The organism is Secundilactobacillus muriivasis, from assembly GCF_054785195.1.
This window is the reverse complement of the sequence record NZ_BAABMI010000018.1, coordinates 58,148-72,203: the sequence shown is the minus strand read 5'-3', so window position 1 is coordinate 72,203 and position 14,056 is coordinate 58,148. Positions and strand designations below refer to the sequence as shown.

Annotated in this window: 9 protein-coding genes; 2 read left to right on the top strand and 7 right to left on the bottom strand. The window is 52.6% G+C overall.

What is annotated here, in order from left to right; genetic code table 11:
• Window positions 1–16 precede the first annotated feature (16 nt).
• The 3 genes from ACYVR3_RS05285 to ACYVR3_RS05275 form a co-directional block, all read right to left on the bottom strand.
• Window positions 17–484, bottom strand: coding sequence for a Panacea domain-containing protein (locus ACYVR3_RS05285; protein WP_461243378.1), 468 nt, complete (start codon window positions 482–484; stop codon window positions 17–19).
• A 313-nt stretch (window positions 485–797) separates the two neighbouring features.
• Complete coding sequence (locus tag ACYVR3_RS05280) at window positions 798–1,268, bottom strand: Panacea domain-containing protein (protein ID WP_461243377.1); 471 nt, start codon at window positions 1,266–1,268, stop codon at window positions 798–800.
• A 149-nt stretch (window positions 1,269–1,417) separates the two neighbouring features.
• Complete coding sequence (locus ACYVR3_RS05275) at window positions 1,418–1,870, bottom strand: CopY/TcrY family copper transport repressor (RefSeq protein ID WP_461243376.1); 453 nt, start codon at window positions 1,868–1,870, stop codon at window positions 1,418–1,420.
• A gap of 302 nt (window positions 1,871–2,172) precedes the next feature.
• Here ACYVR3_RS05275 and gap point away from each other — a divergent pair, with 302 nt between their 5' ends.
• Window positions 2,173–3,180 carry a type I glyceraldehyde-3-phosphate dehydrogenase gene (gene gap, locus ACYVR3_RS05270; protein WP_461243375.1) on the top strand — a complete coding sequence of 336 codons (1,008 nt, stop codon included), beginning with the start codon at window positions 2,173–2,175 and terminating at the stop codon, window positions 3,178–3,180.
• Window positions 3,181–3,272: 92 nt separating this feature from the next.
• Here the strand turns inward: gap and ACYVR3_RS05265 are convergent, their stop codons facing one another.
• The 4 genes from ACYVR3_RS05265 to ACYVR3_RS05250 form a co-directional block, all read right to left on the bottom strand.
• Window positions 3,273–6,374, bottom strand: a complete 3,102-nt coding sequence (locus ACYVR3_RS05265) for a Cna B-type domain-containing protein (RefSeq protein ID WP_461243374.1) — start codon at window positions 6,372–6,374, stop codon at window positions 3,273–3,275.
• A gap of 445 nt (window positions 6,375–6,819) precedes the next feature.
• Window positions 6,820–7,164: a HigA family addiction module antitoxin gene (locus tag ACYVR3_RS05260; RefSeq protein ID WP_461243373.1), complete on the bottom strand. Its 345-nt coding sequence runs from the start codon at window positions 7,162–7,164 to the stop codon at window positions 6,820–6,822.
• Window positions 7,165–7,261: 97 nt separating this feature from the next.
• Window positions 7,262–7,642: a hypothetical protein gene (locus tag ACYVR3_RS05255; protein WP_461243372.1), complete on the bottom strand. Its 381-nt coding sequence runs from the start codon at window positions 7,640–7,642 to the stop codon at window positions 7,262–7,264.
• An 86-nt stretch (window positions 7,643–7,728) separates the two neighbouring features.
• Window positions 7,729–10,626, bottom strand: a complete 2,898-nt coding sequence (locus ACYVR3_RS05250) for a MucBP domain-containing protein (RefSeq protein WP_461243371.1) — start codon at window positions 10,624–10,626, stop codon at window positions 7,729–7,731.
• 801 nt (window positions 10,627–11,427) lie between these two features.
• Between ACYVR3_RS05250 and acnA the strand changes: the two genes are divergently transcribed.
• Window positions 11,428–14,034 carry an aconitate hydratase AcnA gene (gene acnA, locus ACYVR3_RS05245; RefSeq protein WP_461243370.1) on the top strand — a complete coding sequence of 869 codons (2,607 nt, stop codon included), beginning with the start codon at window positions 11,428–11,430 and terminating at the stop codon, window positions 14,032–14,034.
• The last annotated feature ends 22 nt before the right edge of the window (window positions 14,035–14,056 follow it).

Genomic DNA, 14,056 nt, shown 5'->3' with positions numbered 1-14,056 from the left:
ATTTCATTACGACCACCTACTCAATCACCTGCATCAACTTCCGAAAATAATCCGCCATCAACCCCGGCAAGATCACCTGATTCTGCGGCGTCTCCATCCAAGGCCGTTCGGTACTCATCCGCGTAATCAGTCTAATAATCGACCGGCCATCCGCAAAAGCTTGAACCGTGTGCACGATAGCGGCCAGTTGCGGATCAGCTTCGATCGCGTCATGGTCGGCGACAACGGCTTCATCAAGGTCATCGATCAACCCCGCCGCTCCGTAAAACTGTGTCGCCACGGTTTGAATCGCCACACCCCGCTCACAAGCTAAAATGTCATCCGCAAACGCCACGGTATCAAACACCGCTAAATGCATCCCTTGCACGTAGTACAGTAACGCCATCACCTGCTCCAACGTTAACTTTTCCGTTGCCCCATCCTGTCGCACTTGTGCCTCATTGTGGACCCGAAACCAATTAACCAGTTGCCGTATCTCCGTCACACTCATCACTTCCTGCTTTTGATGGCTCTAGTGTGTCATGGCAGTCTGCGCGGTTCAAGCGAACAGGAAATGGTCTTTTTGTGACGTTTATTCGACCAAATTAGGAAATCGTGACGGTGCGATTAGTTGGTTGGGGTTAGCGGTGTTAGATCATTTTTGTCAGTATATCCTGCAATTTAAAATGGGCTAAATGCAAAAATCCGAAAAATGATATAGAACCTATAGAAAAATAGGTGCCATATCATTTTTCGGATTTTTAACTTTTAAACCTATTTCTTCAACCCGTTCAGTTGGTTTCCCCACCGAAAAACGCCTACTCATCCGTCTTCACCACTTCCGCTTTAAAGTATGCCTTCATCAAATCCGGCGCAATCACACCACTCTGCGGCGTTTCTCGCCAAGGTCGTTCTTCGTGGGTCTGCTTCATCAACTCAATTGCTGACTTATCACCGAAAGCCGTCTGAACCGCGTCCATCACCGAAGCCAAGTCTGAGTTAGCCTCAATTGTCTTATAATCCGCCAAGTCTTCAGGTGTAATCGTCCCGACGATCTCCCGCTTGCCAGCAAACCGATCATGGACTTCTTGGATTGCCGGACCGTACTTCCACGCCAAAATATCATTGGGAAACGCCTTTTGATCGTACACCGCTAAATTAGTGCCTTGCACGTAATACAGCAACTTCATGACCTTCATCTGGGTCAATTCGTCCGCAAAGTCGTACTGTCGCATCTGGGCGTTACTCTTAACCCGAAACCAGTTCACGAATGTCATCACACTTAACATGTCACTTTCCTCCGCTCATTTCTATCAATTCGCTGCTACAGCTATTCTAAGTGACTCTCAGCGATTGAACAACTAAAACCACTTCTATCAAAAAGTCACTGCTTCCAATTACGAAAGCAGTGACCTCATTCATTTATATAATCGTTCCATTAACACTCGCACCCATCACCAAAGCCCTTCGGCAAGCAGTCACACTCAACGCTCTCCGGCGCACTGGCGGCCTTCTTCGCCAACAGTTCCTGCAACGCCGCAATATCACTTTGGGTCAGCGTGGTGTGATCCACCAAGTGCAACAGTGTCTGGCCCTTCTTCATGGCACACAGGTGGTCGAACAACTGCTGTGAGCTATCGTCCATGGCATCGATCTCGCTGATGGTGGCGCGGTAGATAAACCGCCGATCTTCTTTTTCGGTGGTGAGTAGGCCCTTGTTTACCAGCCGGCGTAACAGCGTCTTAACCGTGGAATCGGACCAGTCGCGCTTGGCCTGCAGCATGTCGATCAGGTCGCGGCTGACGATGGCGCCCTTCGTCCAGACGATGCGCATTAATTCCCACTCAGCTGGGGTGATTTCGGGGATGTTTTTAGTAATCGTTTCGCTCACGATGTGGCCTCCGTTTACAAATGTAGTTTCTACGTTTAGTTTATCAGGTTTTGGGTCGCTGTCAATTAGAGTGTTTCGGTGGTGTCTACCCTTAATTTTACGCCCAGTTTAATTTTTCGCAATCACAATCGCGCATTTTGACTATCAAATCAAACTCCAAAACTGCCCCATTTTCGAACAGTTGCACGGTATTTTCCCAACTCCCGCCAAACCAAGTCGCCTTGATTGTCACCGCCGCGCCAGCCCGTATAATGGGGATTGATTGATGTCCCTTTGGTTTTGACTTGGAGGAGGAAATCAAAATGGTAAAAGTTGGTATCAACGGTTTTGGCCGCATCGGCCGCCTAGTGTTGCGCCGGATCCTGGAACTCAACGATCCGGAAATCGAAGTGGTGGCCATCAACGACCTAACAACGCCATCCATGTTGGCGTATTTGTTCAAATACGATACGACGCACGGCACCGTGCCCTACGCCGTTTCGGCGACTGAGGACTCGCTGGTGATCGACGGCACCGCGTACCGGGTCTACGCCGAACGCGACGCTCGCGACATCCCGTGGGTCGGCACCAACGGCGTGGAAATCGTGCTGGAATGTACCGGGTTCTACACCTCGGCGGATAAATCACAGGCCCACTTGGACGCTGGTGCCAAGAAGGTGCTGATCTCCGCCCCGGCTGGCCCAATGAAGACCATCGTCTACAACGTGAACCACGATACGATCACGGCAGACGACCAAATCATCTCGGCGGGATCCTGCACCACCAACGCGTTAGCGCCAATGGCCGCCGCGTTGAATCAGGCCTTCGGCTTGGAAGTCGGCACCATGACGGTGATCCACGCCTTCACCAGCTCGCAAATGATTTTAGATGGGCCTAAAGGCAGCAAGCTCCGCCCTAACCGGACCGCTTCGGCGAACACGATTCCTCATTCCACCGGGGCAGCCAAGGCAATCGGCTTAGTGATCCCCGAACTGGACGGGCACTTACAGGGTCATGCGCAACGGGTAGCGGTCATCGACGGCTCGGTGTGCGAACTGGTTTCCGTATTGGGCACCAAGGGCGTCACCGCTGACCAAGTCAACGCCGCCATCCACGGTCACGCCAACACGCCATCGTTTGGCTGGAACGAAGACAGCATCGTGTCCTCCGACATCATCGGCGACACGCACGGGGGCGTCTTTGATCCAACCCTGACGGAAGTAACCACCAACGGCGACTTCCAAGTGGTGAAGACCGCTACTTGGTTTGATAACGAGTACGGGTTTGTTTGCAACATGGTGCGGACGGCTAAGGCGTTGGCTGAGGCCTAGTCGGTACTGGATTTAAACTAAAACTATTTTATCTCAACTACCAAAAAACCGCGTGACTGCCACTTGGCCGCCATGCGATTTTTTGTGTGCGTCTATAACGTTGACCGACGCAACCAGGCTGCACCTGCTAAGCTGACCAGCATCAGTAATAGGCCGCCTAATAGCGCTACAACTGATTGGGTGTCGCTCGTCTGTGGTAAGGTTGCCGCAGATTGTGCTGGGGCTGCCTGCGTTAGCGTTGACTGAGTGACTAGCTCAGTCGCCACTGCGGGTTGCACCGTTCGCTTGGCCTCACTAGTCGCTGGTACCGGGAACCATTCACGCTCACTGGTTGTGTTGAGTGGTGATTCGGGCACTGTTGATGGTGATGGCACGTCAGGCAGGTGTGGTGTTTCTGGTTCGGTAGGTATGACCGGTGTTTCCGGTGTGATTGGTGTTTCTGGAACGTTAGGCGTTCTTGGTTCCTCCGGCGTGGTTGGCGTCTCGGGAACGTTGGGCGTAACTGGCGTCTCCGGTGTCGTTGGAGTTTCCGGCGTCACCGGGGTGTCAGGCACGATTGGCGTCTTTGGTTCTTCGGGAACGTTGGGCTCCTCCGGCACGTTTGGCGTCTTCGGGGTTTTCGGTTCCTTTGGTTCGTTCGGCGTTTTAGGATCCTTAGGTTCGTTTGGTGTTTTCGGTTCTTTAGGTTCCTCGGGAACGTTGTAATCGTTCACGATGGTAGCCTGACCGTTAACAACCTGTGTAAACCCGCCGTTTTCAGCGGTGTAGCCATCAACATGGGCTTCTTGGACCGTATAGACGATTGGCTCATCGTCAGCCGTTGTCACCGCCAAATCCGTAAACTGACCCAAGTACCCATTGGCCTTAGTCAGCGTTAACTGCTTCGTTGCCATCTGGTTCGCCAACAGGGTCACCGTCACGCTTGGCGTCACCACGTCAGCGGGAACGTTGCGCCACTGTTTAACGACCGTGATCTCAGTCGTTGGCTTCACTGGTGGTTCAACTGGCACGTTGTAGTCGTTGATCAGCAGTGCGTGACCGTTGACGACTTGCGCTACCCCGTTATTTTCAGCGGTGTAGCCCTCGACTGGCGTGGTTTCGTGAACCGAATAAATAATGGCATTGCCAGTCGCATCCGTGATGGCTAAATTCGTAAAGCGTCCAGTATAGCCGTTCAGCGGCGTTAGCGTAATCGTCTGGTTGGTAGACTCACCACCCGCATACAATGTTGCCTCAATGTCAGGCGTCTGCACACCAGTTGGCACGTTTTGCCACTGCTTGGTCACGGTAATCGTCGTGGTGGGCGTCTTTTTATTGAAGACGTTCACGAGAATCCCGTGATCATCGGCTTTACGGTCGATGGTGACTGAATAACTCTGACCGTCACCCAGCAGCGTTCCGGCGACATCCGCCAGCATCACTGGGTCGTAACCGGCCACCGACTGCATTTCTCGAATCAGATAGTGTCCACTCCGTAAGACTGAGGTCTCAGCGATACCGTTGGCGTCCGTGACGAGTTGCGCCACCACGTGATTGTTAGCGTCGGTGATGTTAAATACCACCCCGGCTAATGCTGGATAGTTACCCGAGTCATCAACGGCCGTAGCCGCCTTTTGGATCCGAATAACGCCCTTGGCCAACGTGAGTTCCACGCGGCTGCTGGTGCTGTCATATAGGATCTTGTAGTTGTTAGATGGGCTGCTTTGACCATCATGAACCAAAATTGCCGTGTTCGACAACTGTTGGTCCACGTCAGCGAGTTCGTGCATCAGGAACTCTACGTGGAGTCCAGCGATGCCAGAGCCCGCCGTTGCAGCTAACAGGTTCTGATAGCCGGCTAACGTTTGTTGCAGATCAGCCGCACCGGTTGGAAAATCGGTTTGAATCTGGGCTTCAGGCGTTGCCTCAGCTGTGGTAGCCAAGTGAAGTTGGTTGCCGGTTGCTGTTGGGGTGCCTAAGTCACCGAGATTCATAACGAAAGTGATCTGCCCCGCTTGGTAGGCTTGGTCAAACAAACTCCCATCACTGGTGTGTTTGAAATACCCGTACGACCCAAGCCGTTGCTTGATGTAACTCCCGAACTGACTGAACGTCACGTCCGCCTCAGCGATGTGGTTAGCAGCAACCACTTGGGCCACCGTCACCTCGTCGCCGATGCTAACTTCGAGGCGGGGGCCGTAGGTATTTAACACCTTCCCGTCCGCATCCCGGTAGTAGATCGGCACCATGACCCGCGGTGTTGAGCGCGTCGACACCGTTTGGCCGAGTGTCAGGTTATCGTAGATCATGGTGTTGGTCATTGCGTGCGTCGCGGTTCCGCCACCCAGCGCCTCCGCGATTGCATCGGTGTTGATATCGAGAATCCAGTTGACGTCACACGTTGGCCCGCCATCGTAATCGGGCACTTGGAACCCCTGCTTAGCAATCGGTTCCCGTGTGGCAACGTAAGCATCACCGGTCGTCTCTCGACTAGGCCGAGGCTGCACTTCGATGTTCGTTACGCCACCGGTTTTCGTTGCCACGTCCAAATTACCGATTTGCGCAAGACCGTGCACTTCGATGTCCCCTTTTAGCCCACTGAACTTCCAATTTCGAGCAAGAAAGTCGTTGAAGGTCACTTTAAATGCTTTCTCGGTCGCTACTGATGATAATTGATACACCCCCACCAACTGGTCTTCATTGATTAGATCATGGACGGTCGTATCACTGGTGATCAGGTTATCAGGTAATGCCACCTTAAAGTAATCACCCGCTTGAATGTCATCCACCAAGTCGACCGGGACCTCAAAATGCGACATCACCTTGATACTTTCCTGATCGTAGATGTTGGACTGGTACGTCTCATCAATGGGGTTCCCGTAGCCATCGTAGAGTTGTTGGCTCACTTTGACTTTGGTGGTTAAATCATTGCCCGGGTTATATGTGGGTGTTACTGCGGGTTGGCGCTCCGATTCAGGGGCCGGTGCGTTTGACGGTTGTGCCGTCGTTGGTGCTGGTGCTTCGGCTTGAACCGGTTGACTTGTGCTCGTCGGTGCTGATTGATCATCAGTTTCCAGTGATGCAGTCGTTGGTTGGTCAACCACACTTTCCGAGGTTGTACTTGAAGCTTGAGTGTCCATCGGCGCTGATTTCGTTGCCGCTACTGGTGCAAGACTGTCAGGGGTTGTTGCGGCGGCCGAGGCATTAACTGTCATCAGCCCCCACACAAAGAACCCCACCAGCAGCCCGACCAAAAGGAGCACTCGTTGGTTAATTTGAATAAACTTTTTCGTTTGATTTCACCTCCTAACATCATTGCGTTGATTCAAGTTAAGCATTGCGAAGAAATTTGCTTATTGAAAGATAAGTTTTCTTCGTTCGCGTATTATAGCATACCAATTGGGGACTTTTAACCTAAATTGCTTTACAAGTCAAAATAATGCTGAATGAGCACAATTTTTTGAAACATGGTGCATATTTGTTCAACTAACTACCAATTATCATGAGAATTAACAGATAATCATTAAAAATCACTCATTTACCGTATGAATATGCATAACGGTGGTTACGCTTTCAATATAAAAAACGTTCGAGCGCTAATTACCTCACTCGAACGTTACCTCTATTATTAATCATCATTTTCAACCAGGCACCATGACCCTACCCCTGAAACGTTGACCACTCATACGGGTGCAAAAACAAGTTATTTTCCCCCGGCACTTCCTGCTTCACCGACTCGGCTGCCAACTGCAAGCGGTACTGATAGTCCAGGTTCAACAACGTCCGCGCGGAAAGGCCCGTGACCCGTTCGACGCGAAACGCCAGTTGCGGGGTCAGGTACGCTTTGTGGTTCAACACTTCAGAAACGTGCTTTTGCGTCACCCCGATACGCTCGGCCAGATCCTGTTGCGTGATCTGATAGTAGGCCATCGTCTCCTCCAGCATGGCCGCTGCCGAGAGGTACTGATTCGATTGGTTGCCATAATTATAACTATGCTCGGTCATGGTTGTCCCCCTACACTAATCTTCGCTTACCCCTATTCTACAACACAAAAGTGCCCAGCCTCAACCGTCAGTTGAAGCCGGGCACTTTTAAATTGGTCTACCGGTGTGTGAAATGCAGGGTTGAAATATCGTAACCCACGTACAAATTGCGACTGTTTTTGAAATTCAGCCCGACTGACTCATAGGTCCCGTTGACTGGAATCGTGCCGTACTTGTGGCCCTTATTATGGACGTAGCGGTACTTGATGTATTTACCATGACCTGGTGTGTCCGTAAAGTAGGCATAGTGCGCGTAGGTTTTCAACACCATCCGCTGGTGGAACGGTTTATAACTATACCGCCAAACATGCCGATACGCTTTCGGCAACGTGACCATTTTAGCCTGCGCCACTGGTTCGTGTGCTGGCACAACCGCCGTTACTGCCATAGCTGATACCAACGTTAACCCCATGATCCCTAACTTGATTCCTGTTCTCATCTGAATTGCCCCCACAATCATCTTAAGATGACTTCATCATACCACCATTCGCTAATCGTGATGCGTGGCAATCAGTTACTCGCGGGTTAATCGCGTTTTCTCAGCACGGCCGCTGTCAACCAGCTTGCACTTAACAGCAACATGCCCAGTACTGCAGCGAAGCTCGACCGTTCATTCGTTTGCGGTAAGGTCATTGGCGTGGTGACCTGTACTTGACCATCGGCGGTCGGTACGAGCTTGTTCTGGGTTGCCGGTTGCGTTCTGGTAGTAGTTGCTGTGCCTTGGGCCTGTGCATCCTCAGTGGTGGTCGTGGCTGGTTCTGAGGCCGGTTGCGCGTCCGTTTCACTATTAGCGGTCGCTTTCTCAATCGGTTGTAGGGCGCTTGGTTCAGCGTTCGTCATTGACTGGTTGGCGACTTCCGTCTGGTTGGTTGCCGTTGCAGTTGGCGTCGTTAAAGTTGCCGGCGCCGAAGCCGTTCCCGCTACGTTCCCGTCTGTCGGTACGACAGCGGGCGTTTCCGGCACTGCCTCGTAAGTTAACGTCAACGTCATGGCGTCACCCTGATACGTGCCCGTTGTTTCGGCGCTCTGCCCTGGCGCTAACTGATAGCCCGCAATCGTTGGTGCGGTCACTGTTAACGGCTGATCAACGCGACCAGTTTGCGTCGTCTCGGGCGCAAGCGTCTTTCCAGAGCCATCCACATAACGGACCGTTAACTGGCTATCACCTTGATCATCCGCAACCAAAGTGGACACCGCCGGCAGCACCTTGATCGTCACATCATCCGTGTCATCCGCCGCAAACTGGTAAGCCACCTGTTCCACTTGACCCGGCGCCAGTAAATACCCAGCCGGCACGCTGACTTGATAGTCGCCCGTTTCGGCCATCATTCCGGTTAGGTCAGCGGTTTTCACTACGGTATTTGCCACTTGGTCGACGTAATTGACCGTTAGCGTTTCTGGTAGTGGGCGGACGTTGTAGATCATCATGTTTTGGGTGTTGAGCGGCATGGGTGAGCCGACTTGAACCTGTGACAGGGTGTGAATATTAGCTTGGTTCACCGTGTATTGGTTGCCGTCTTGAACGGCACTTCGCTTCATTAGTTCTTCGTAATACTGCTTCGAAAATATTGGATCGGTCACCTCAACGACCCCGGTTGATTGATTGACCATATACTGCGTTGCCGTCACATCATTGGTCGCTTTGTCCACCGTGAACACGCCGTACCGACCCGTGCTTTCAAACGCTTCGATCAACACGACCTTGGTAACCTCGTACCCATCGGGAACCGTGACCGTATTGGGTTCAAATGATTCCGCTTTGATTTCGGTAATTTCGGTCAGTCTTGCTGGCGCAAAGACTGCATCTAATTGGTATAACGTGTCCGTTTGCGCCAAGACATTCCCCGTTTCGGTTTGCACGATGCTGCTAACGTGATCGGTCAAGTGCGCGTCTTCGAGCCGCGGCATCAACAGCACCTCAATGTTTTGAAGCCCGTACCCAAACGTGTATGGCACTTCGGCGGCCTGCCCATCAGCTAAAATGACATCCGGTGGCGTCACCACGGTGTACACGCCACTTTCACCAATCGTGCCGCGCAACGTTTCCGCTGCTAAATAACTGAGGCCGGTCTCAGCATCGTGAAACATGATGTTGATCGGCTCACTGAATGGATTGGGTACCGCAACATACGTATCGGCATCCGCTGGTTCACCAGAGTAAGTCGTATTTAAAAACTGCTTCCCAGTTGGTTCGACAAATGCCCCCTCACCAAGGCCAATCCAGAAACTAGCCTCCGTTGGCGTACCATCTTTTTTCAGGATGGTCGTTGGCATCTCAACCGGTAGTGAAAATTGTGGCCCGAGGTCGAGCTGAGATAAGCCCGTTAGCCGAAACATATCCGCGTACGCCGTGACCCTGCTGGTATCCCAAGTCGACAGGTCCAGCGTTGACAGAGAAGTATCGCCCTCAAACATCCCCGTCATATCCGTTGTGTCACTGGCAATCAGCTTATCAGCGCCATCAATCGTTGTCACATCATCTAACCCCGCAAACAAGTACGACGCATTCTCCGGCAAATAAATCGGTTCATCGATCACGATTTTGTCAAATGTTTCCCGGTAATCAAACCACGGTGAAGCGTTGGTCAACGTTACCGTTTTACCGTCACCGGCAGGCAACGTCTGTGGCGTCACCGTAGTATTGTCCTTACCTAATAAAGCCTCCCCGTAAATGTGCAGGGTGTGGTCGTCCTTGATCACCCAGTTGGTATCACCGTACATCCCCTTGGCCACTTCATCCGCCGCTAAGCCCTCGGTATCGATTGAAAAGGACTTGGGGAGCGTCAGTATGGCACCGGGTTGGGCCGCGGCCACCGCCGTCACTTTTTGGGGTTGGCCCAGCGCTTGGTAGGTTGCCGTGGCCACCTTCTTGGCGGTTTCAAAGGCGGTGCTGTCTGCTGCGCCTAGGTTGGTGACTTGTGGGGTGATAGTAACGTCAGATTGTTGCTGAACTGGAACTGATGATAAATCAGCCTCACTGGTCGATGTACCCCCTAAACTATTCGTGGAAAGGTTGTCCGCTGAAGATACCGTTTCAGCGCCCGGTTGTCTCGAGGTGGCTAAACTGGCAGTCTCAGTGGTCGGTGCCGTGGCCTGCTCAGTGGTCGCCGTACCTAGTGCTACCGACGTGCTTTGGGTATCAGCCGCTGTCGCCCGATTACCCGCTGTTGCTGATGTGTCTTTACCACCTGTGTTGGTCGTTTCAGTCGTCAACGTCACTTGCTGGGGTGCCGTTGTCGTCCCGCTGACCTGTGATGCCCCGTCTGACTGCTGTGTTGACTCAGTCGCCGCCCGCGCCGTTTGCCCACTCAACACCAAACCGCCCCAGGCCAAGCCCACCGTGGTGCCCATCACCAACCAGTGACGGCCTTTCTTGTACAGTTTGAACCGGGTCTTCGCCTCACCAGTAAGTCGCTTTTTCATCGTGATCTCCTCCATTACTAACTGTGCATGACCACCGCCAACAGCGTTCCCCCACTCTTGACGGCTATCTTACGCCCGATTTTAACACATTTATGCCGTCAAATATTGCCAATGTTTGATTTTTGTAAAGTCGCGACAGTCACACCGTCATTGTGCCAATTATGAGGGTGTCACGACAACCAGCTTTGCTTACCCGCCTCACCGCCGCTTTTGGCCGTTACCGATAACCAGTGCTTATGACGGACACGTTGAGCCATCACCCAGCCCTTAGACTAAATGACGCTGAAGCACTGATAACCATAGTGGTTTAAGTGATGGCCACCTCGATTTCGATTTTCAGGTTAAGTTATCAGTCGATCATTAGCAACTCGAATAACTGCAGCAGCCCACTTGATGTGTAAACCAACTTTAACTCAAGTTTTCTCATTTTTAAGCACCCACGACCCGACATTAACGTTTCATTCGCAACGTTTACAACGCAACTTTTATTCAATGGTTGAATCTACATTCATTCGCGAATGAATTGATTATCTATTTTTCGATTATTTTTGAATTATTCATGTGAGCATTCATTTCTTGATTTATCAGTTATTTAGGCGATATAGCACTTGTTACACGGCTTCTCGCAAACCTCACATGGTAATGTGAGTAGTTTGATAAATTTAAATAAACATTCATTTTCTCTTGACGAACTGAATATAAACCGTTACATTAGATTAAAATGAGTATTTAATTAGAGCATGATTGGTTTACTCATTTTTTCGTACGATGCACAATTGAGAAAGTTAGGTGATTTCATTCATGACTCAAACGTATCAACGTGACTTGACAGTAACCGGGCATACATATCACTACTATGACATTGCCGCCTACCTCGCCGACCAGGGCAAGACCCTTGGCGAGCTTCCATACACGATTCGCATTCTTTTAGAAGAAACCCTGCGACATGCCGACTTGGCACCCGAAACCCAACCGAACCTTGGCGCCTTCCTTGACTGGGATACCCACCACGACCAAGACGTGGCCCACCAGCCAGAGCGAGTAATCCTGCAAGACTTCACCGGCGTCCCAGCCCTAGTTGATCTGGCCGCCATGCGTGACGCCGTGGCCAAAGCGGGCGGCGACGTTCGTAAGATCAATCCCGAAGTTCCCGTTCACTTAGTCATTGACCACTCCGTGCAAGTTGACCGGTTTGGCAACGACACCGCCTTCGCCTACAACGTGAAGCGCGAGTTTGAACGCAACCAGGAACGTTACACCTTCCTAAAATGGGCGCAAAACAGCTTTGATAACCTCACCGTGATTCCACCTGACACTGGGATCATTCACCAGGTCAACTTGGAATATCTCGCGGATGTCATCCGCACCAAGCAACTTCCCGATGGCAGCGACGTGGCCTTCCCCGACACCTTAGTCGGCACCGACTCCCACACCACCATGATCAACGGCTTGGGCGTCCTCGGCTGGGGCGTTGGCGGTATCGAAGCCGAGGCCAGCATGTTAGGTGAAGCGACCTACATGCCATTGCCAAAGGTCGTCGGCGTGAAACTCACCGGCCACCTCAACAAGGGCGTCACCGCCACCGACTTAGCCTTAACGCTGACTCACCTGTTACGTGAGCACAACGTGGTTGGCAAATTCGTGGAATTCTACGGCAGCGGTCTCGCCACGCTCCCACTGGCTTACCGGGCCACGGTTGCCAACATGGCACCCGAATACGGTGCCACCTGCGGGTATTTCCCAATCGACGACCAAACGATTGCCTACCTGAAGTTGACCAACCGGCCACAGGCCACCATCGACCGGGTCGTGGCCTACGCTAAGGCCAACGGCTTCTTCTACGATGACAGCGAACCGCGGCAGTACACCGAAACCGAGGAGCTGGACCTCAGCACGGTGGTCAGCACCGTTGCCGGGCCAAACCGGCCACAGGATTCCGTTAAATTAGCGGACCTGCCCGCACAGTTTGCCAGTCGCCGCGACTTACCCGCCTACCCCGTGACGGTTGGTGGCAACCAGTTCGACCTCCACGTGGGGTCTCTGGGCATTGCCGCCATTACCAGTTGTACGAATACCTCGAACCCGCAAGTGCTGATTGCGGCAGGCTTGATTGCCAAGAAGGCCGTTGAACTGGGCTTGAAGGTGCCCGCCTACGTGAAGACGTCGCTGGCGCCGGGGTCGCGAGTCGTTACCGAGTATTTGAAAGCTGCGGGCTTACAAGGCTACTTAGACCAAATCGGCTTTAACCTCGTTGGCTACGGCTGTACCACTTGTATCGGCAACTCCGGGCAACTCGTGGACGAGGTGCAAACTGCCGTGAGCGAGAACCCGTTCCCCATCGCCGCCGTTGAAAGTGGTAACCGGAACTTTGAAGGCCGGGTCAACCCACTGGTCAAAGACACCTACTTGGCCTCACCACCACTGGTCGTCATCTACGCGTTAGCCGGCACCTTGGACATCGACCTCACCACCCAACCGGTGGGCACCAGTGCCGATGGCAAGCCGGTTTACTTAACCGACCTGTGGCCAGACGACGCCGAAGTGGCTGACTTAACTCAACGTTACCTAAAACCGGAACAGTTCAGCGATAACTATGGTAAGATCCTCGACCAAAACGCCACTTGGAACGCCCTGTCCGCCCCAACATCTGAAACCTATGACTGGGACGCCAAGTCGACCTACATCGCCTCACCACCATTCTTTGGTCAAACCGACCGGCAACTGAGCGGTCTGCGCGTGCTCGCCAAACTCGGCGACTCCATTACCACCGACCACATCAGCCCCGCCGGCTTCATTGCCTCAAAGTCGTCCGCTGGCATCTACTTGAAGGCCCATGGCATTGAACCGAAAGCCTTCAACTCCTACGGCTCACGTCGGGGCAACCACGAAGTCATGATGCGTGGCACCCTCGCCAACATCCGCCTGCAAAACCAACTGACCCCGGATAAGGTCGGCGGGTTTACCAAATACTTCCCAACGGATGAGACAACGACCATCTACGACGCCGCCATGGCTTACCAAAAAGCTGGCACCGGCTTAGTCGTTCTCGCCGGAAAAGACTACGGCATGGGCTCGTCGCGTGACTGGGCCGCTAAAGGGGTCAAATTGCTGGGTGTCAAAGCCATCATCGCTGAAAGCTTCGAGCGGATCCACCGGGCCAACCTGGTCATGATGGGGATCGCCCCACTGGAATATTTGCCAGGGGACACCGCTGAATCGTTGGGCTTGGACGGGACCGAAACGTTTGCGATCGAACTCGATGGTCAAACGGCCCACGTGACCGCCACGGCTGGCGACCGGGTGGTTAAGTTCGATACCCGGCTTCGGTTCGATACACCAACTGACCGCATTTACTACCAAAACGATGGCATCATGCCACTGATCGTCAAAAACAAACTTGCTGAATAGCATCCGTCACAGAATCAAGAGG

Bases quoted from the DNA above. Each gene is read 5' to 3' on its own strand.
- ACYVR3_RS05265 (WP_461243374.1), bottom strand. From the start codon at position 6,374: ATGACAGTTAATGCCTCGGCCGCCGCAACAACCCCTGACAGTCTTGCA.
- ACYVR3_RS05280 (WP_461243377.1), bottom strand. From the start codon at position 1,268: ATGTTAAGTGTGATGACATTCGTGAACTGGTTTCGGGTTAAGAGTAAC.
- ACYVR3_RS05250 (WP_461243371.1), bottom strand. From the start codon at position 10,626: ATGAAAAAGCGACTTACTGGTGAGGCGAAGACCCGGTTCAAACTGTAC.
- acnA (WP_461243370.1), top strand. From the start codon at position 11,428: ATGACTCAAACGTATCAACGTGACTTGACAGTAACCGGGCATACATAT.
- gap (WP_461243375.1), top strand. From the start codon at position 2,173: ATGGTAAAAGTTGGTATCAACGGTTTTGGCCGCATCGGCCGCCTAGTG.
- ACYVR3_RS05260 (WP_461243373.1), bottom strand. From the start codon at position 7,164: ATGACCGAGCATAGTTATAATTATGGCAACCAATCGAATCAGTACCTC.
- ACYVR3_RS05255 (WP_461243372.1), bottom strand. From the start codon at position 7,642: ATGAGAACAGGAATCAAGTTAGGGATCATGGGGTTAACGTTGGTATCA.